The organism is uncultured Campylobacter sp., from assembly GCF_938045345.1.
Taxonomy (GTDB): domain Bacteria; phylum Campylobacterota; class Campylobacteria; order Campylobacterales; family Campylobacteraceae; genus Campylobacter_B.
The window spans coordinates 102335-121329 of record NZ_CALIMS010000006.1 but is presented as its reverse complement, the minus strand read 5'-3'; the positions used below and the strand labels follow the sequence as shown (position 1 = coordinate 121329).

Here is an 18995-nt window from a genome sequence, read left to right as displayed (position 1 = left end):
GATTCGCAGAACGCGGAATTTTGCGATATTTTAGCAAGAAATTTTTAGTTTGGGCTTTTAAGCAAAGAAGTTTTTGAAAAGCTTGAGAGGTTAAATTTTATCAAGTCAAATTTAGTAAGTTGGATAAGCGTAAAATTTTAATCTGCGGCGCTTTGAGCGTGGAAATATGCCTCGCTACACATTATGTCGCGACATAATTTAAACGCAAAATTTTACGAGTGGATTCCGTAAATTACAAAGCGGCAAAAACGCAATCAAATCTAAGCTGGCTCAGGCTCGATCTTGTATCCTAGGCTCGGGACGTTTTTTATGATTTCGCCTCCCACTTTATCGCGGATACGCTTGACGAAGGTGCGAAGCGCCGTATCACTCACGGCTCCTTCAGTCCAAACATAACGCTTGATCTCCTCGTAAAGTACCAGCTCGCCCACGCGACTGGCTAGCAGCGAAACAAAAGAAAGCTCCTTTTTAGTAAGCACGATCTGCTGCTCGCCATCCTTCAGTAAAATACGACGAAGCCCGTCAAATACGTAGCCTGCGCCCATATTTACGACTCGTACAGAGTCCAGCTTAGACTTCATCAGCGCACTTATCTCTAGCACAAACGCGGTGATATCTACCGGCTTAAAGTAATACCGCTCGACGCCAATCTCCATAACGCCTTTTAGCTGCTCCTCCCTACTGAAGCCGCTAAGTACCACGATAGGGGCATGCGGAAAGATCTGCTTGATCTGGCGTATCATCTCAAGCCCATCCTCGATCGGCATTAAAATGTCGGTAATGACGAGATTAGGACTAAATTTTTTGAATTTTTTCACACCTTCAAGCCCGTTTTGGGCATTGTAAATGTTGTTAAAAATACCCTCAAACGCCTTATGCAGCGAGGCTAGTAATTTAGTATCGTCCTCGACTAGCAAGACGTCCAGCTCTTTTAAAGCGCAGCTCATAGCAGACCCCTCAAGGCGAAATTTCAAATGAAATTCTTTCAAATTTTCTCTTTTATTGAGCTTAAAATAATGTTAAGTTAAAAATTTAATTTCATAAAGTAACACAACTCTTATTTTAGGTGCAAATATGGGCGGGATTAAAAAAGAAGCATGGATAAAAACCGCGGCCTAGGAATGGGGCAAAATTTAAAATGACGCGAGCTAAATCTTATCGGTGCGAAAAAGATTTAAGAGCGGCTGAAAGTAAAATTCCAAAGCTGGCGCAGGTAAAATTTCACTACGCGGCGGAGCGGAATTTTATTTTAGGCAAATGGCTTTTAGAGGGAAATAAAACGGCGCTGATAAGGTTTTAAGAGCAGGTATAGTTTATCAAAAAACTAGGCATAGCTGGCAAAACCGCATCAATAAGGCTTTAACGAGCGGGCAAAGTTAGATAAATTTTACAGGCGGCAAAGCGTTTATTGGCATAACTTTGACGGTAACGAGACGGCTCGCCAAATTTAAAGGACTTGAAGTCGTGCGAAATGTACCGCAGTTTTGAAAGAGCTAAGCGCGCCAAGCCTGATCTTTAAAGTGCATGGAATTTAGCCGCGCACGCTTATAAGCTAAGCTAACGCAAAAATCACACGAATGAAAAGCATGCGGCGCGCAACCGGTTTAAATTTAAAATCGCGACTAGCACAGATTCGTTTCATCCAAAAAGCTGCTTAATCCAAAATCACCGCGGCAATCCTTAGTTCGCAAAAGCGTGCTTTACTCACTACTCCGACTTGCGATTATCCAGGCTGCGACGAGCTTTAAATTTACAATGCAAAGGCCGCGTTAGAATTTAAAGCTTGCCGTAAATTTAAAATTTTACCGCGCAGTCGCGGTAAAATTTAGTGCAGGCAAAATTTCAAAAATCATAAAATTTCAAGAAATTCTTTAAAGATATATTTGCTCTCGGTAGGCCCCGCGCTGGCTTCGGGGTGGTGCTGCACCGAAAATACGGGATACTCCCTGTAGCGTACACCCTCAATCGTGCCGTCAAAAAGATTTCGGTGCGTGATCTCGCAGATCTGCGCGATCGTCTCGGGGACGTTGTAGTTGTGGTTTTGCGCGGTGATCTCGATCGATTTGGTGCGCAGGTTTTGCACGGGGTGGTTTGCGCCGTGCTGGCCGAATTTCAGCTTGTAGGTCTCATATCCCATCGCGTTACTTAGCAGCTGATGACCCAGGCAAATTCCAAAAATCGGCACGCGCGCCTGGATCATCTTTTTGATCTGCGCGATCTCCTCTTTAAGCATGCGAGGCTCGCCCGGGCCGTTTGATAAAAACACGCCGTCGATCTGCCCCTCTTTAAATTTGGCGATCAGCGCTTCCGCTTTAACGTCGTGCGGAAAAACCTCTACTCCGAGCCCTAGATCGCAAAGCTCGTTTAGGATGTTTCGCTTGACGCCGTAATCGATCACGGCTATCTTTTTGCCGCAGCTTACGGGCTGAGTGTAGCTTCCGCGCTCGGCGTCCCAGCGACCCGATGTGTGCTTGTACGGCGCCTTCGTGCTTACGATGCTTACGTAGTTGATCTCCTCTATGCGCGCAGACTCGCTAAGCGCCTTTTTAAGAGCCGTCTTATCGCTGATCTCGGTAGAGACGAAGGCGCGCAAACTGCCCTGATCGCGCAGCATCTTGGTCAAAAATCTAGTGTCGATGTCGTAAACGCCGAATTTTCCGTTTTGCAGAAAATAATCCTCCAAGCTCATCTGCGAGCGGAAATTTGAAGGCTCGTTGTTAAAATTTCTTACGAAAATTCCGCTTGCGTGGATTTTGGAGCTTTCTTTGTCGTTTTCGTTGATACCTACGATACCGATTTCAGGCATAGTGAAAATAATAAACTGCCCCGCGTAGCTCGGATCTGAAATGATCTCCTCGTAGCCCGTGGCAGAGGTGTTAAACACGAGCTCGCCGAATGCGCTGCCGCCCTTACCGAACGCCTTGGCTTGCAGGTAGATGCCGTTTTCTATGTAGATATACGCATTCATTACAGCATGCCCCGTTTTCTTAGCTCCTCTTCGTAGAGCTTTTCAAACACCAGCTCGTATTCTTCGGTGCCTGGGATCAATTTTTGCTTGTAGCCATCGATCTTTTCATAGACCGCATCCTCAATCTTTTGATAATTTTTAAGATATTCGTCGATCGCGTTATAAATTATCGTCTTTAGCCTGTTTTCGGAGACTTTGTAATCGATCAAATTTTTCTTCCAAACGGTTTCTAAAATTTTATGCGATATGGTGCCGTAGCGATCCTCGAAATTTAGCTCGAAATTCTCGTCGTTTGCGATGTGGCGTTTGATGAGCCAAAACATATCTTTTTTATTCACGCTCATCTCATCTAGCTCGCTTATGCGCTCATCTATCAGCTCGTTTGCGCGCTCGTCTATCGCTCTTTCTTTTTGCAGATCGGCTCTTATGATCTCATCCGCTTCCTTCGCGACGGGCTCTATGCCCGCACTCAGCGTAACGCAGCCCGAGTTTAGCAGATCCAGCGCTATTTTATGCGCGATATATGGCACGTGTGGTAGTCGTATTCGCATGATCGTTCCTTTAAATTCAGTTCTATGAGCGGTCGCGCCGCCCGCAACGGGTGAAATTTTAAAATTTCACCGAGTTTATAAAATTATCGTGTCGCTTCTTTCGGGACTTGTGGAGATGAAACCCACCTTCGCGCCGCTTAGCTCCTCTATTTTGCGGATATAATTTTGCGCGTTTTGCGGCAGATCCTCAAATTTTGAAATTCCTTTGACGCTGTCCCAGCCCGGCATCTGCTCATAAACTGGCTCGGCCACTTCCAAATCGATCGGAAAATAATCGATCTCCTCGCCCTTGTAGCGATATGCGCGGCAAATTTTAATGCTCTCAAAGCCGTCTAAGACGTCAAGCTTCATAAGCGCGAGCTTGTCGATGCCGCTAAGGCGCACGGCGTATTTCGTAGCCACTCCGTCGAACCAACCGCAGCGGCGCGCCCTGCCCGTCGTGGTGCCGTACTCTTTGCCGATCTCGCGCATCGCCTCGCCTTGCGGGCCTTTATCCTCGGTAGGAAACGCGCCGTTGCCCACGCGGGTGGTGTAGGCCTTTAAAATTCCCATCACCGTGCCGATATCTTTCGGCGCAAGCCCAAGCCCGCTGCAAGCCCCGCCCGCGATAGTAGTTGAGCTAGTGACGTAAGGATAGGTTCCGTGATCGATATCAAGCAGACTTCCTTGCGCGCCTTCTACGAGCACGCGCTTGTCGTAATCAAGCGCCTTCCACAGCATGTGCGTGGTATCGGCGATGTATGGCTCGAGCGCGCTTTTATAGCGCTTTAGCTCCTCGTAAATTTCAATCTTGCTAGGAATTTTAACCCCCGCTTTTTCAAAAACGCTCTCATGCGAAGCAAAATCCCGCGATAGCGCCTCGGCAAGCCTTTCGGGCTCCAAAAGCTCCGCTACGCGGTGTCCCGTGCGCGCGATCTTATCGGCATACGCAGGTCCTATGCCCTTGCCGGTGGTGCCGATCGCAAGCTCGCCCTTGCTCTTTTCGCGCGCCTGATCGATCAGCGAGTGGTACTGTAAATTTAAAAACGCCTTCTCGCTTATGAAAAATCTGCCCTTTAAATTTTCAAACTGCGCCATCTCGGTAATCAGCACGTCGGGGTTGATCACGACGCCGTTTCCGATGATGTTGATGATATTTTTATGAAGCACGCCGCTGGGTACCAGATGCAGCGCAAATTTCTCGCCGTTTATGACGATGGTGTGGCCTGCGTTGTGCCCGCCGCTGCTGCGACATACGAAATCGTAATTCGCGCTTATCATATCTACGATCTTGCCCTTGCCCTCATCGCCCCACTGGGCGCCGATGACTACGTCAACTTTGCTCATTTCTCATCCTTTTGCATAATTTTTTCTATCAAAGCATCCACTAGCAGCGCAAAGCCGCTGGATTTTAGCCCGTCTATCTCGTAATTTCCGCCGTTACAATACACCGCGCCCGCATCTAAAAATCTAAAAAATAGCGCGTCATAATAGCGCATTTTAGAGTAATACAGCAGCGAAACGCAGATACGCTCGTAATCCACGCCTAGGCTTAAAATTTCATCCAAGCAGGGCTTTAGCTCTTCAGGCACCTGCGCGCGCAGAGCCTGCACGTCCTTTAGCGACGTGGCGCGAGCCGTAGCATCTAGCCAAGGCAAATTTTGCTCAAGCAGCGTCTCAATCTTGCCCTTTTCAAAAATTTCAAGCGGCAGGTTTAAAATTTCGCAAATTTTTTTCGGAATCTCGATATTGCTTAGCTGAAGCGCGGGCACAAGATCAAATTCTTTAAAAAATTCCTGCGCGATTTTGATCGCAAGCGGCAAATTTTTCTCCCCGATCAGCTCCGCGCCGATCTGATAAAACTCGTCGCTTGGGTATTTGAAAGTAGGCTGGATATAAAATAGCCGCCTTAGCTTATCGTCTTTCAGCCGCTTGCGCACGATACGCACGACGTCCACGGTGCTGTCTGCGCGAAGCGCGAGCTCGTGGTTCGTAGGATCGGAGAGCTTAAGAAGCTTTTGCGGCGCGACGCTTAGGTGCTGATGATATGAAAAATATGGCGTTAAAATTTCGCTAAAGCCGTTTTTAACGAGGATTTCGCTCGCTTTATTTTCCAGCTCGCGCTTGAGCTGCGCGCTCTTTCCGAAATAAAGCCTCGAGCCGTTGGGTATCTCGTGATCGAAATCGGCGCTAACGCTATCTATCATGCTGCCTCCAAATCGCTTATGAACTGATCCAGCCGCGTTTTAAAGCCCTGAATGAAGCTTACTAAAGCGCGATAATCAAGCGAAAGAATATCTAAAATTTGCTTACGTATTTCTGTATTTAGCGCAAATTTTTCGCTGCCCGCGCTTTGAGTTTTATTTAAAATTTCGCCGAATTTTGCTCTAAAGCCTTCGAACTCTCCCGGGCTCAGATCGCCCGCATCGGCGCGCGAAACGAAGCTTAAAGCAAGCTCTTTGTAATCAAGCGCGTTTAAAAAGCCGATAAACTCATCTTTGTCGATGGCTGCGAGCTTGGGCGTATCTTTAAAGCGTGCGATGAAAGCGTCTATCTCCCTGCGATCAAGCGCTTTTGCGATAAAATTTCCCTGCAGATAGTTAAATTTCAAATTGTTTAAGAGCCGCAGCGACAGCGCGTTTTCGACCCCTTGAGCGCCGAGAGCAAAACCAAACTCCCGCTTTAGCTTGCCTGTGATCTCCACCATCGTTCGGATAGCATTTTTTTTCTTGCCTATGTCAAGGCAGAGCTCGCGGTCGATTTTAACGACATCGAAAGGCTGGGCATTCAGGAATGGGATATTGCTTTTATTTGCACTATTAAGAGCAAATTTAACCCCAAGATCTGCATAACGCCCACGCGCAGGGGCGAATTCCTTAAAATTTTGCTCGCTAAAATCGGTTATCTCAAACATCAACTCGCCTTTTGCATTAGCTCTGTCTCGCAAGCTATGAGCTACGAAATCGTAAAATTCGTCGTTTGTAAGCACGGCTAGACTTACGTTTATCGAGCAGTTTGCGCCCGTTTGAGCATTAAATTCCATCATCTTTGAAAACGCAAATTTTGAGATCGGCAACTCAAATCGCGGCTCGCTTAATATCTGCGCAAAATCCTGCGGGGCAAGAATTCCGCGCTTTCCGCGATCCCAGCGTAAAAGCAGCTCATATCCATAAATCTGTGCGCCGCTAATGATCGGCTGATAGAGCACGAAAAACTCCCCCTCTTCGATCGCCGCAGCAATCCCTTCCTCGCTAGGTCCGTCTGCTTCAGCGCGCTCAAAGATGCAGTAGCGGTTTTTACCGCTCGTTTTGGCGCGATACATCGCCCTATCTGCGCGCGATAAAAGTCCTGGAAAATCGATCTTTTCGCTGCCGTCGTAAAACGCTGCGCCAACGCTGATGCTTGCGCTAATTTCGTTGCCTTTGAGGTTAAATTTCATCTTTGAAATTCCAAGCAGACGATCTAATAGCACATGCGCGGCATCCTTGCTTTGCAGATCACCTATGATGGCGCCAAACTCATCGCCGCCTAAGCGCGCTAAGATATCGCCCTTGCGCAGTAGCCCACTCATCGCCTTTGAGATAGCCTGCAAAAACATATCGCCGACCTCATGCCCGTAGGTGTCGTTGATCGCCTTAAAGCCGTCAAAATCGATGAAAAGCACCGCCATAAGCTTGGAATTTTCGCCTGAATTTGCCGTAAATCTCTGCGCGGCTTTCATAAAATACACCCTGTTCGGAAGCCCGGTAAGCGCGTCGTGATGGGCGATCTTGGCTAGCTCGCTCTCTTTTTGCTTGATCTGCGAAATTTCGGTAAACATCAAAATGAAATTTGAGGTAAGCGAAAAATCATCCTTTATCGCGATCGCCGTAAATAACGCAGGAAATGTGCCACCACCTCTTTTTAGTCCGTAAATTTCATCTTTATAGGAGGTCTGTTTGCCGACGAGATTTTTTCTAATCCTCTCCATCACGTCTGCCCCGCCCTCCATAGGAGCGAAGAAATTTGGAATTTTGCCGATGGTTTGGCTTTCGCTATAGCCGGTGATTTCATAAAAGGCGTTATTAGCGCGCAGCACGCGACCGCTCTCATCTGTGATTAAGATCGCCTCTAGCGAGCGCGAAAAGACGTTGGCGTTTAAATTTAACTCCAGCTCCGTCTGCTTTCGCGAGCTGATATCTTCGAGCGTAGTTTTTACAAGGCGAGAGTGAGAGCCGTGCTTTTCGGTGACGTAGCCTTGCATACTGATCCAAGTATAGGCATTAGCGGCGTTTCGCAGACGGAATTCGCAGCTAAAATCGCTCCTAAGCCCGGCGGTGCATTCGCGGATCATTTTGTTGAAATTTTCTAAATCCGCGAAGTAAATTTCATAACTAAACTCCCCAAAGCTCATCGCAGTATTTAGCCTTTTGCCGCGATATTTTAAAATTTTAAAGTAATTTTTATCAAACGACAGCGTCTGCGCATCAAGATCGATTAAGCAGGTACAAAAATTCCTAGTCTCGATTACGGTGCGGTAAAAGTCCAAATCCTCCTGCAAGCCGCGGATCGCCTTAACATCGTCATCGATATTTTGAAAATAAAACGCAGCCCTGGCGGCGGACTTTTTGACATAGATGCTCACTTCGTAGCTATAGCGGATATTATCATTATGGCGAATTTTATAGCTTTGAGAAAAGCTTAGCTCTTCTGAAGGCATATCGGCTAAGCGGTTTAAAATTTCATTTTTAGCCTCATTCGCGTCCTTTTCATCCAGCAAATCCCATAGCCTTATCTCACCGCTTAAAAACTGCGCCGCTTCGTAGCCCCAAAGCTCTTTTATATTTTTGCTAGCATCTACGATCTTGCCCGAAGTGTAGTCAAACACGAGTGTAACGATAGGCGCGTGATTTAAATACTCATATTTTTGCTTAGTTTCATCGTAAAATCTGCGATATTTTGACGCATCGAGCACCACAAAAAGGGTTGAAATTTTACTTCCGTCGCGGATATAAGATTTTTTAACATAAAGGTCTTTGACGCCATTTTTGGTCTCTTGGCGGGTTACGACATAGTTTTCTTTGACATAGTTTGCGCGCTGGGTTTGATAGGCGTGATCGTAAAACGAGCCTGCTTGCAGCGCGAATATATTCCGTCCTACGACGTCATCGCCGTAAAGCTCGCGTGCGCCGTTGCTAGCGCTTTCGATCGTGCCTGCTACGTTATCGATGCTAAGCACTGAAAGGGAGCTGTATTTTAGCGCATCTTTAAAGCTAAGGCTAAAATCTCCGTGGCGCAAATTAGACTTCAAAACTTCGTCTATGGATTTAGAAATTTCTAAGACAGAGTTCAGTGGATTTAGCGCTTCTATATCGCGAATTTTGGAGTGATAATCCCCTTGGCGCAGCGCGTTTTGAACTGCCGCAAGCGGGATAAAAACGCGCTTTTTTAAAAACGTAAAATTTGAAATTAGAAGGATTAAATAAGCTAAAATCGCTGCTGCTAGCGCTACGACGATAAAATCGTCCGCGCCCAAAAAATAGCCGGCTCGTTCGCGAGCCATTACGAAATTATCTCCAAATTTCGCAAGATAAGCAAAACTTAGCCCCGATTCGTCTTCAAAGCTTACCACTTCGCCTAGACGCGAAAAATCAAAATCCTGCCCTAATATATCGGTTGCGCTGCCAGGAGCGTTAAAAAATTTGCCTTCGGCATTAAAGACCAAAATATCTCCCAGCGAAGAGAGCCTGGCAATCGGCCTAGCGGTGTTGGCAAAGCCTAGCAGATACGAATCAGCGTTTACGCGCTTGATTAAAAAATACCGCCACGCCCCGTCCATCATCATATAGCGCGATACCCATTCATCCTTTTTTAGCTCGCTTGCGATATCCGCAAGCCGTATCTCGCCAAGATCCGAAATGCGCCCATCCGATGAAAAATATGCTAAGCTCTCCTGCTCCGCGCCGCGGGCGCGCAGATAAAAAATAGCGTCAAATCTATGAGAAGATTTTACGACGTTGCGGATCAAATCCGCATAAAGCTCGCTTTGCGTAGCTTCGTGCCTTGCATCTAAAGAAATGATATTTTCTTTTAGAATTTCAAGCTCGCTAAAAAGCGACTCGTCGGTATTTTTAAGTAAAGTAATCGCCGTGCGCGTCCGCAAATCAAGCTGCGTAGCGATCCTAGTGCGCAAAAAGCTAATCTCGCAAACTACTACAAGCGTAAGCAGCGCAGCGCCTAGAATCAAGGCGGCGTTAAATCTTTCGGTAACGAAGTCTTTTTTGTTTTTCATGCCAAATTCCAAATTTTGCAGGATTTTAGCAAATTTCGTTTTAAAGCCTATTTAAGCTTTGATTTTTGCTCCGCGCGCGCCCAAAAAATGCATAATCAAAAGCACTGCAAAGCTAAAAATAAGCATCAGCGCCGAATATGCGTGAGCCTGCGCAAAATCCAGCGTCTCAGTCGCTTCATAAATCGCAATGGAGGCAACCTTGGTCTGCTCGCTTACGCTGCCGCCGATCATTAGCACGACGCCAAACTCGCCCATCGTATGCGCAAAGCAGATTACCAAGGCGCTAAGCAGGGAGTGGCGTATCGCTGGCAACGCGACGCGAAAAAGCTTGGAAAAATAGCCCTTGCCGAGCGAGTCGCACGCCCAAAAAAGCGAGCGCGGAAGCGAGCGAAAGCCCGAAACCAGCGGCGAAAACATAAACGGCAGCGAGTAGATACAGCTCGCGATCACGAGCCCGCTGAAATTAAATACGAGCCGAAGCCCAAAGTGTTTGTCGAAAAACTCCCCCAGCACCGAATACGGTGAGAGAAAAACGAGTAGATAAAAGCCTAGTACCGAAGGCGGAAGTACGAGCGGAAGCGAAATGATCGATTCAATCACGCTTTTGCCGCGGAAATTTTTTCTCGCCATAAAAAACGCGAGCGGCACGCAGATGATAAATAGCGCAAATGTCGTTAAGCCCGCAAGCTTTAATGAAACGAGAAACGGCGTGTAATCGAGCCCCTTTAGAATTTCAAACATTTATCCTCCGAGCCGAGCCACTGGGCCCAAACTATAAAATCTTAAAAGCCTAGCCCTACTTTAAAATTTAGAGGCAAGGCTAGATAGAATTTGCGCAAACCTCATAGTCATAAGGCTTTGCATAATAGAATTTTGAAAAATTCTGCGCAGAGCTAGAGCTTTAGCAAAATAGAAATTTTGAAAATTCCGCGCAAGCCAAACTGGGCGGAATTTTATAAATTGCTTGGCTAATAAATTCCTTCAAGCGTGCAAATCCTGCTGAGCTTTTAAGCTCTACCCAAGCCGGCAAATTTTTAAGACCACGAATTTTGCTGAGCTAAATTTCAAAAAGCTTCGCTAGGCTTTAAAACTTAAGCGGGCAGGATTTATCTGAGCGCAAATTTCACGTAAGATAGGCTAAACGACGCCCTCCGAACGACCTAGTGAAATTTGATTGAGCCCGACAAGACGAAATTAAAATTTCGCATAAATGTAAAAAACCGGGTTAATGAAATCCTGCCACAGCTTATTAAGCGAGTTTACACGCAAGCTTCAAGCTGTTAGAGCTTTTAAAATTTCAAAGTCACAAAATCCAGGTGAAATTCTAAATCTGAAAATTTTAAGTTTACGCGAAGCTTCACATTAAATTTTTTACCAAAATCGCATGATAGAATTCGCGCAACTCCTGCCAAAAAAGTAAGCTAAAAGCCGCCAAATTTAAAAATAAACCCACCACGCCAATTAATAAATTCAAAGAAGGAATTTAACGGCGCCTGTCTGCGCAAAATCTAAAATTTAAAGCTTAATTTCCGCACGCTATCTAGGCTCGCATTGCAATTTTGCTCTAGCCTGCGTTTAAATTTTTATGTTTCATGAAAATCTAAACGCGATGCGAATAAAATTTTAAAATCTTACCGTATTTTACGGGCAAATCCAGCTAAAATTTTGCAAAATTCCTCGTCTAAATTCCACGTAAAATTCCATAAAAGCCTGTATTAAATCTCTAATCTAGTTGAAGTTTCCCACTTATGCGCGCCCAAGCTTGCCTGTAAGTTTAAATTTTACGCAGAGTGATATTAAAGGCTTTGGCGCCTGTTTTGACCTCATCGCCTACTTGCAAGCCATCGGCTTCTGCATTGCTTAGCACCACTTCGCACAGCTGGCTGCCGATCGCTACGACAGCCACTTTGACCCCGTCGCGTGCTTGCAAATCGACAATCTTGCCCGCGAAAGAAAACTTCTGCGAGCCGTTTGTTTTAAGAAAAATTTCCTCCGGCGTACCGGTGCGGACGATCCTGCCGTCCTTCATCTCATAAACCCGCTTGCAAAGTCTATAAATCTCGCTTACGTCGTGGCTTACCAAAATCACGGTCTGATGAAACTGCTCGTGAATCTTTAGCAAATACTCTTGGATTTTTTCGCGCATCGTAAAATCAAGCGCCGAAAGCGGCTCGTCAAGTAGCAAAATTTCAGGCTCTTGCATCAGTGCGCGAGCAAGTGCTACGCGCTGCTTCTGTCCGCCGCTAAGACCCTCTACGCCAGATTTTGCAAACTCGCTAAGCTCTAAAATTTCAAGCAACATTGCAGCTTTTTGTGGATCGTTTCTGGCAAAAAGCAGATTGCCTGTCACGCTCATATTCTCAAAAAGTGCGTAGTCTTGAAACAAAAAGCCGATCCTGCGCTTGCCCGCACTTAAGAATTCATTGCCTTCTTGTAGCACGAGATCGCCGTCTTTTATGCTACCACTATCTGCGCGCAAAAATCCAGCCAAAATGCGCAGCAGTGTAGTCTTACCGCTGCCGCTGCGCCCATATAGGCACACAAACGAGCCTTTGTTAATCTCTAAGCGAGCATCAATCGAGAAATCATCACTGATTTTTTTCTTACAATCAATCGTTATCATATTTTTCTATATATATCGCAGTGGCGCTAACGTATGCGAAAACCTCGTCGCCCTCGCGTAAAGCAAGCTCCTGCGCAGAATGCGCGCTAATGAGCACATCAAAGCTTATCTTGCCTTCAAACCTGAGCGTGCATAGAATTTCGCCCAAGCTTAGGCTCATAATCTTGCCGTGAATTTCATTTTCGCTAGATACACCACTTAGGGCTTCGCGAGATAAAAGCACATCGGTGCTTTTAAAGCCCACGTAAACTTCGCTACCCACCTTAAGCTCGCTACTTAGCTGCAGAAATACGCCACGTAGCTTGATGCCGCCCGCGATAAATCCTACAGAATGGATGCCGTCTTTTTGTAAAATTTCGTTGATTCTCGCTCTAATCATTAAAACTCGTATCCGTATTTAGCAAAGATCTCTTTGCCCTTATCGCTTAGGATAAAATCATAAAACGCCTTAGCTTCGGCGTTGTCTTTAGCGCGGTTTAGCACGACCATGCCTTGAGCTATCGGCTCGTAGAGGCTGGTGTCGACCAAGACGAAATTTTCGCCCTGCTTGCAAGGCTTGCCGTTGCAGCCGTCCTTTGCCATCTTAGGCGCATACATCGCACTAGCCGCGATAAAGCCGACGTCGGAAGCTTTAAGCGCTTGCGAAAGAGCCTCGCCGATCGATTTTGCTTCTACGATTTTGCCTTTAATCTCATCGTAAACTCCCGCTTTTTGGAAGGCCTGTACGCTTGCGGTGCCGTAAGGAGCGGTCTTTGGATTTGCTATCGAAATCGTTTTTACGCTAGGGTCTTTTAAAGCTTCAAGCCCCTTGCTAAGATCTACGCCGCGCACGCTAAACATCGCCACTTTGCCTTTGGCGTAAGTTTTGGCAGGCGCCGTCGCAAAGCCCTCTTTATGCAGATCGTCTGCAAATTTCATATCCGCCGCCATAAAAATATCAAACGGCGCGCCGTTTTTGATCTGCGTACTAAGCGCTCCGCTCGCACCCAAGCTCACATTTAGCGTAGTTTGCGGATGTAGCTTGGCAAATTCCGCCTTGATCTCGTCAAACGCATACGTCGTGTTCGCAGCGGCTGCTACGCTAACCTCGCCTGCGCTAAGCGCGGCTGCGGTTAAAATTCCTAAAAGCACCGCTTTCAACTTCATTTTATGCCTTTCTTTTCGGCTCTCACCGAGAATTGAATTGTATCTAAAATTTTAAATTTACGCCTTAAATTTTAAAATTTTGCGCACCCAATTTCACCCTATTACGCGCCAATAATGATCTCGCTAGGCTCGATGATCGCCGTTACCTCATCTCCTACTCCCAGAGCCATCGCGGTGGCAGATTCTCGCGTGATGATCGCGGTGATATTTTGGTGCGAGCTTGTGTCTAGACAGATCTCTGCGTTTACCGCGCCGATTTTGACCTCGCTAATCGTGCCTTTGATTTGATTCGCCGTACTAAGTTTTAGCTTCTCCGAGGCTTCTTTAGCGATGATGACGCTTGGAGCCTTAAATAAAAACAGCACATCCTTGCCCACCTTTAGCCCTAAATTTTTTTCGCTCTCTACGGTTACTGTCGCACATAAAATTTCGCTACCTGCGAGTTTAGCCGTGATTTGAGAATTTACAGCGCCTGTTTGAACATCCGTAATCTCAACGCTTAGCTGATTGCGCGCAGAAAGCTTCATGCCGATCTTCTCTAAGCTTAAAAGGCTCTCTTCGGTGATCTCGTCAAGCTTTAAAATTTCACTCAAAAATGTCTCACCCGCGTGGCTGATAGCATCATAAGCGCGAATCAGCTTGTGAGCGTAAGGGGTAAGCTCCGAGCCGCTATTTTTCTTTGTGCCTTGAGTGCGGACGATGAGGGGTTTTTTGCTCGCGTTGTTGATTAAATTTAGCGCGTCCCAGCCGTTTTTATACGACACTCCTACGATCTCTGCGGCTTTTGTAATACTTTTAGTCTCATCTACGGCCTTAAGCAGCTTAATGTGCTTGGCTAGAAGCGATGTTTCCTTGCCAAGTAGGAATTCCAAAGCAAATTTTGCGTCCATTTTCATCCTTTCTTATTTACTTTCACGTGATTTTATAATATATCCTCTGATATATTTCTTAAAGAGCTGCAGGCTTTATTCTGCGATATAAAGAGGGAAATTCTATATGAAATTTTACCTTTATTGACAAAATTTCTTTAAACTTGTAAAATCGCCACTTTGATTTATAAAGAAGGGTCACATTTGAAATTTATAAAACTTATATTCTTAGCCGCGGCATTGGCACTCTGCGGTTGCTCGCAAAAGCAAGACGTAGCGCCTAGCGATACGGATGGTTTTGACGAGGAGTTCGCGCAACGTGAGGTTTTCGATCCGCTTAGCGGCTATAACCGCGTTATGACGAGCTTCAACGACGTATTTTACTCATATATACTAACCCCCGTAGCCAGCAGTTACGATTACGTAATGCCCGATCCGATTCAGGGCGCGTTTTCAAATTTTTTCTATAATATTTTATATCCGATGAGACTCGTAAACAACCTGTTGCAGGGCAAATTTGAAAATTCTTGGGACGAGACAAAGCGGTTTTTGATCAACTCGACTGTGGGCTTCGGCGGGCTTAACGATATGGCGGGCAAATACTACGGGATTCCGCGCCACGACGAGGATTTCGGGCAGACGCTCGGATATTGGGGCGTGCCAGCGGGTCCTCACATCGTCTGGCCGATCTTAGGACAAAGCAATCTACGTGATACAGCTGGACTTGTAGGAGATTATTTTTCAAACCCGATAAATTATATTAAAGATGGCACGGTGCGAAACTCCGTCAATGGATTTAGAATATTTAACGACTACTCGCGCGATCCGAAATTTTATGAAAAAATGACCAAAGATGCGGTGGATCTATATCCGTTTTTGCGCGATGCTTACGAGCAAAATCGCGAGAAATTAATAAAGGAATAAAAATGAAAATTTTAAAAGTTCTAGCGCTTTGCGGAGCGCTTTTGATTTCGGCGCACGCTATTAGCGATGCGGATATCGAGCCGGTGATGAGCCAAAAGGTCGCCGAGGCCGTAAATATTATGCGAAGCAGCACCCCGAAAGACGCAAAGCCAGCGAAAATTTTTGCGCTTTTCGACGGCTATTTTGATTATAAGATGATGGCGAAGCTCTCCCTTGCGAAGCATTACGCAAGCCTTAGCCCGGCGCAGATCGCAGAATTTAATAAAGCCTTTGAAGCGCATCTAAAGCGCTCGTTTATCGAAAAACTTTCGCTTTATACTGATCAGGATATGAAGGTGCTAAGCAAACAAAGCCCGAGCGATAAGCGCCGCGTGCTAAAAACGCAGGTCATCGGCGAGCAGAAAAACTACGACATAGATTTTAAATTTTATCCTAACGGCTCTGATTGGCGCATCTACGACGTCGATATCGTAGGTGTCAGCCTAATTCAGACCTACCGCTCGCAGCTAGGCGACGTAACGCAAAGCTTGGGCTTTGACGAGCTTATAAAGCGGCTAAATTCCACCGTCATCAATAGCGGCGAATAGCACAGCGCGCCTAAAAGAGCGGTATTTGAAAAAAATTTTTCGTTTAATCGTCGCGTTTCCGAAAATCACGCTTGCGCTGTTTACGGCGCTGGCGCTCTTTTTCGGATATTACTCCACAAAGCTCGAGATCGACGCTTCAAGCCAGACGCTTCTACTAGATAATGACAAAGACCTTCAAATTTGGCGCGAAGTATCCAAGCGCTACGAAACGCCGAATTTCTTGGTGCTTGCATACACTCCCGCGGGCGATCTTTTAGCGCCCGAGACGATCCACAAAATAGAGCAGATGGATGCGGCTTTTTCCAAGCTTGATTTCGTCGCCAGCGTCACGGACATCACGAATGTGCCGCTTTTGCTAAACAAAAGTGGCGGCATGAGCGAGCTGCTTAAACACATACCCACCCTTACCGATGCAGACGTAAATTTAACCGCGGCTAGGCGCGAGTTTGCCACAAGCCCCTTTTACGCGTCAAATTTAGTAAGCGCCGATCTTCGCACTACCGCAATTTTAATAAATTTAAAGCCGCAGACCCGCTACGAGGAGCTTTTGCGCCTAAGAGACGGAGCCAAAAACGCTCTAGAGCAAGCGGAGCACGAGAGCAACCGCTCGGGGGCTCAAATTTCACAGCTCAAAGACATGCTTAAAGCTTCGGAGCAAAATTTCAAATCCTACCGCGACGAGCTGCGCGAAAAGGATCACCGCGACATTGTGGCTTTGCGCTCGCTGATCGCGGGCTTTGAGAAGGAATTTGCGGGCGACCAATTATTTTTGGGCGGACTAAATATGATCGCCGACGATATGGTAGGCTACGTCCGCTCGGATCTGGCGACCTACGGACTCGGCGCCTTGGTGCTTCTGTTAGCGTGCTTTTGGCTCTTTTTTAGACAGGCGAAATTTATCCTGCTACCGCTTATCATCTGCGCGTATTCGGTCGTGCTCGCAGCGGGATTATTCGGCTTTTTGAGCTTTGAGGTCACGGTGATTAGCTCAAATTTCATAGCGCTTCAGCTCATCATCACGGTTTCGGTCTGTATCCACCTAATCGTCGCCTACCGCGAGTTTAGCGCGCGCTTTCACGCCTTTTCCCAGCGCCAGCTCGTTTATGCCGTGCTGCGCGAGCGCGCAAGACCCTGCTTTTTCGCGATCTTTACGACCGTCATCGGCTTTATGTCGCTAATATTTTGCGATATAAAGCCCGTAATTTCTCTGGGAATTATGATGAGCGTAGGTATCAGTATCTCGCTAGTTACGGCATTTGGAGTATTTGGCGCGGTTATGTCGCTTCTAAGGCGCACGCACAATAACCGCAGCTTTGAGCAGCACTTTAAATTTACGCTTTGGTGCGCCGAAACAGCGCTACGTAGCAGAGGCGCGGTTTACGGCGTTTGCGCTGCGGCGGTGATCTTTGGACTATACGGCATCTCGCAGCTGCGCGTCGAAAACAGCTTCATCGGCTACTTCAAAAAAAGCACCGACATCCGCGCGGGCATGGAGGTCATCGACACAAATCTGGGCGGAACGATCCCGCTTGATATCGTCGTTAAATTTAAAAGCGCAGGCGGCGCAGATTCTGCTAGCGGGAGCGAAAATTCCGCAAGCGGCGGCGCAAATTTTAAGAGCGGCGAAAATTCCAATCCTGCGGGGCAAAATTTTATCGCGCAAAATTCCACTACTCAGAATTCTACCGCCACAGCGCAAAATTCTATTGCAGGAAATTCCATACCTCAAAGTTCCGTTGCCGCAGCGCAAAATTTAAATGATCAAAATTTTTCCGAGCAAGGCTCCGCTGCGGCAGCACAGCCAAGCGGCGCCGCAAATTCGGATCAAACTCGCGCCGTAAATTTAGAGCAGAATTCCACCGCAAGCGACGATTTTGGCGATTTCGAAGCCGAGTACGCCGCCAACGAGAACAAGCCGCAGTATTGGTTCACATCTGAAAAGATGCGCATCATCGGCAAAATAGATGATTTTTTGAAGGATAAAAACGTCACGGGGCACGAGTTTATCGGCAACGTAAGCTCGCTCGCATCGCTTTTAAAGCTCGGCAAACAGATTAATCAGGGGCGCGATCTGGACGATCTAAGCCTTGCTTTGATCTACTCTGAAATGCCCGCAAACTACCGCGAATTGGTACTTTTGCCCTTTGTTAATATCGAAGCGAACGAGGCGCACTTTAGCATCCGCACGATAGATAGCGATCCAAATCTTCGCAGGGCGCAATTCCTAGCCGATCTTAAGCGCGATCTGGACTCCCTACTCGCCAAAGATAACGTCACGGCACAGATCAGCGGCATAATGGTGCTTTATAACAATATGCTTCAAAGCCTGATGAGCTCGCAGATAGACACCCTGGGTATCACCGTGCTCGTGCTTTTCGTGCTTTTCGTGATCATCTTTCGCTCGTTTTCATATGCTCTTATCGCGATCGTCGTAAATTTAATTCCGCTTTGCGCCTGCTTCGGCATCATGGGAGTTGCGGGCATCCCACTGGATATCATGAGTATCACGATAGCGGCGATCAGCATCGGTATCGGCGTGGACGACGTCATCCACTACATCTACCGCTACAAACGGGAGTTTGCGCGCCTGGGCGACGAGGCCGCGGCAATCCGCGCGAGCCACGCAAGTATCGGATACGCGATGTATTATACGTCGTTTGCGATCATTTTGGGCTTTAGCGTGATGATGATGAGTAATTTCTGGCCTACGATCTACTTCGGGTTGCTGATATGTTTGGTGATGAGCCTACTGCTTTTGGGCGCGCTCATAATCCTACCTTCGCTAATAATGAGCCGAAAGGGTTTGAAATTTAGCCTCTTTAAAGCTAAATAAATTTTATCTCGCTATAATTCCCGCACTTGGAGAGGATGGCGACCTGGTGGCGTCTGCGGACTTCAAATCCGATAGGAGGGCGGTTGACCGTTTTCCGGGGGGTTCGATTCCCTCCCTCTCTCGCCGAATTCTTTCATTAAATTTTACTTTTACGATTCTTGATCTCTAGCGCTTTGCGAATTTATTTCAAATTTAAGCTCTAAATTTACCCGTTTTTAAGCAGGGGGGGGGTAGCATTATTTTC

General features: G+C 46.8%; 14 protein-coding genes. 3 read left to right on the top strand and 11 right to left on the bottom strand.

Annotated features, from left to right (window positions below; all coding sequences use genetic code 11):
- Positions 1 to 260: 260 nt before the first annotated feature.
- The 11 genes from Q0144_RS02270 to Q0144_RS02220 form a co-directional block, all read right to left on the bottom strand.
- Complete coding sequence (locus tag Q0144_RS02270; protein ID WP_298061345.1) at positions 261 to 989, bottom strand: response regulator transcription factor; 729 nt, start codon at positions 987 to 989, stop codon at positions 261 to 263.
- 860 nt (positions 990 to 1849) lie between these two features.
- Positions 1850 to 2968 (bottom strand): glutamine-hydrolyzing carbamoyl-phosphate synthase small subunit, encoded by a 1119-nt coding sequence (carA, locus tag Q0144_RS02265; protein WP_298061343.1) that lies wholly within the window; start codon positions 2966 to 2968, stop codon positions 1850 to 1852.
- A complete protein-coding gene (locus Q0144_RS02260) occupies positions 2968 to 3519 on the bottom strand; it encodes a DUF507 family protein (RefSeq protein WP_291938351.1) in 552 nt (183 codons plus the stop codon). Before Q0144_RS02260 ends, carA begins: the two co-directional genes overlap by 1 nt.
- A 75-nt stretch (positions 3520 to 3594) precedes the next feature.
- A complete protein-coding gene (locus tag Q0144_RS02255; RefSeq protein ID WP_298061340.1) occupies positions 3595 to 4845 on the bottom strand; it encodes an adenylosuccinate synthase in 1251 nt (416 codons plus the stop codon).
- Positions 4842 to 5705 (bottom strand): ATP phosphoribosyltransferase regulatory subunit, encoded by an 864-nt coding sequence (locus tag Q0144_RS02250; RefSeq protein ID WP_298061338.1) that lies wholly within the window; start codon positions 5703 to 5705, stop codon positions 4842 to 4844. Before Q0144_RS02250 ends, Q0144_RS02255 begins: the two co-directional genes overlap by 4 nt.
- Positions 5702 to 9769 (bottom strand): diguanylate cyclase, encoded by a 4068-nt coding sequence (locus Q0144_RS02245; RefSeq protein ID WP_298061335.1) that lies wholly within the window; start codon positions 9767 to 9769, stop codon positions 5702 to 5704. The genes Q0144_RS02250 and Q0144_RS02245 overlap by 4 nt, the downstream gene beginning before the upstream one ends.
- A 51-nt stretch (positions 9770 to 9820) precedes the next feature.
- A complete protein-coding gene (gene modB / locus Q0144_RS02240) occupies positions 9821 to 10510 on the bottom strand; it encodes a molybdate ABC transporter permease subunit (RefSeq protein ID WP_298061332.1) in 690 nt (229 codons plus the stop codon).
- 1033 nt (positions 10511 to 11543) lie between these two features.
- Entirely contained in the window at positions 11544 to 12392 is an 849-nt protein-coding gene (locus Q0144_RS02235) for an ATP-binding cassette domain-containing protein (RefSeq protein ID WP_298061329.1), read from the bottom strand.
- Complete coding sequence (locus Q0144_RS02230; RefSeq protein WP_177389459.1) at positions 12379 to 12771, bottom strand: hypothetical protein; 393 nt, start codon at positions 12769 to 12771, stop codon at positions 12379 to 12381. Before Q0144_RS02230 ends, Q0144_RS02235 begins: the two co-directional genes overlap by 14 nt.
- A complete protein-coding gene (gene modA, locus Q0144_RS02225) occupies positions 12771 to 13538 on the bottom strand; it encodes a molybdate ABC transporter substrate-binding protein (RefSeq protein WP_297989259.1) in 768 nt (255 codons plus the stop codon). The genes Q0144_RS02230 and modA overlap by 1 nt, the downstream gene beginning before the upstream one ends.
- A 101-nt stretch (positions 13539 to 13639) precedes the next feature.
- Positions 13640 to 14428: a TOBE domain-containing protein gene (locus Q0144_RS02220; protein WP_298061327.1), complete on the bottom strand. Its 789-nt coding sequence runs from the start codon at positions 14426 to 14428 to the stop codon at positions 13640 to 13642.
- A 183-nt stretch (positions 14429 to 14611) separates the two neighbouring features.
- Here Q0144_RS02220 and Q0144_RS02215 point away from each other — a divergent pair, with 183 nt between their 5' ends.
- Genes Q0144_RS02215 through Q0144_RS02205 form a run of 3 tightly spaced genes read left to right on the top strand, consistent with a single transcriptional unit; the run spans position 14612 to position 18751 of the window.
- Positions 14612 to 15331, top strand: coding sequence for a VacJ family lipoprotein (locus Q0144_RS02215; protein WP_298061324.1), 720 nt, complete (start codon positions 14612 to 14614; stop codon positions 15329 to 15331).
- Between the two features lie 2 nt (positions 15332 to 15333).
- Positions 15334 to 15918 (top strand): ABC transporter substrate-binding protein, encoded by a 585-nt coding sequence (locus Q0144_RS02210; protein ID WP_298061321.1) that lies wholly within the window; start codon positions 15334 to 15336, stop codon positions 15916 to 15918.
- Between the two features lie 25 nt (positions 15919 to 15943).
- A complete protein-coding gene (locus Q0144_RS02205; RefSeq protein ID WP_298061320.1) occupies positions 15944 to 18751 on the top strand; it encodes an MMPL family transporter in 2808 nt (935 codons plus the stop codon).
- Positions 18752 to 18995: the final 244 nt, after the last annotated feature.

What these genes read in the sequence shown, in the direction of transcription:
- Q0144_RS02235 (WP_298061329.1), bottom strand. Translation starts at nt 12,392, where the DNA reads ATGATAACGATTGATTGTAAGAAAAAAATCAGTGATGATTTCTCGATT.
- modA (WP_297989259.1), bottom strand. Translation starts at nt 13,538, where the DNA reads ATGAAGTTGAAAGCGGTGCTTTTAGGAATTTTAACCGCAGCCGCGCTT.
- Q0144_RS02220 (WP_298061327.1), bottom strand. Translation starts at nt 14,428, where the DNA reads ATGGACGCAAAATTTGCTTTGGAATTCCTACTTGGCAAGGAAACATCG.
- Q0144_RS02250 (WP_298061338.1), bottom strand. Translation starts at nt 5,705, where the DNA reads ATGATAGATAGCGTTAGCGCCGATTTCGATCACGAGATACCCAACGGC.
- Q0144_RS02210 (WP_298061321.1), top strand. Translation starts at nt 15,334, where the DNA reads ATGAAAATTTTAAAAGTTCTAGCGCTTTGCGGAGCGCTTTTGATTTCG.
- modB (WP_298061332.1), bottom strand. Translation starts at nt 10,510, where the DNA reads ATGTTTGAAATTCTAAAGGGGCTCGATTACACGCCGTTTCTCGTTTCA.
- carA (WP_298061343.1), bottom strand. Translation starts at nt 2,968, where the DNA reads ATGAATGCGTATATCTACATAGAAAACGGCATCTACCTGCAAGCCAAG.
- Q0144_RS02245 (WP_298061335.1), bottom strand. Translation starts at nt 9,769, where the DNA reads ATGAAAAACAAAAAAGACTTCGTTACCGAAAGATTTAACGCCGCCTTG.
- Q0144_RS02260 (WP_291938351.1), bottom strand. Translation starts at nt 3,519, where the DNA reads ATGCGAATACGACTACCACACGTGCCATATATCGCGCATAAAATAGCG.
- Q0144_RS02255 (WP_298061340.1), bottom strand. Translation starts at nt 4,845, where the DNA reads ATGAGCAAAGTTGACGTAGTCATCGGCGCCCAGTGGGGCGATGAGGGC.
- Q0144_RS02230 (WP_177389459.1), bottom strand. Translation starts at nt 12,771, where the DNA reads ATGATTAGAGCGAGAATCAACGAAATTTTACAAAAAGACGGCATCCAT.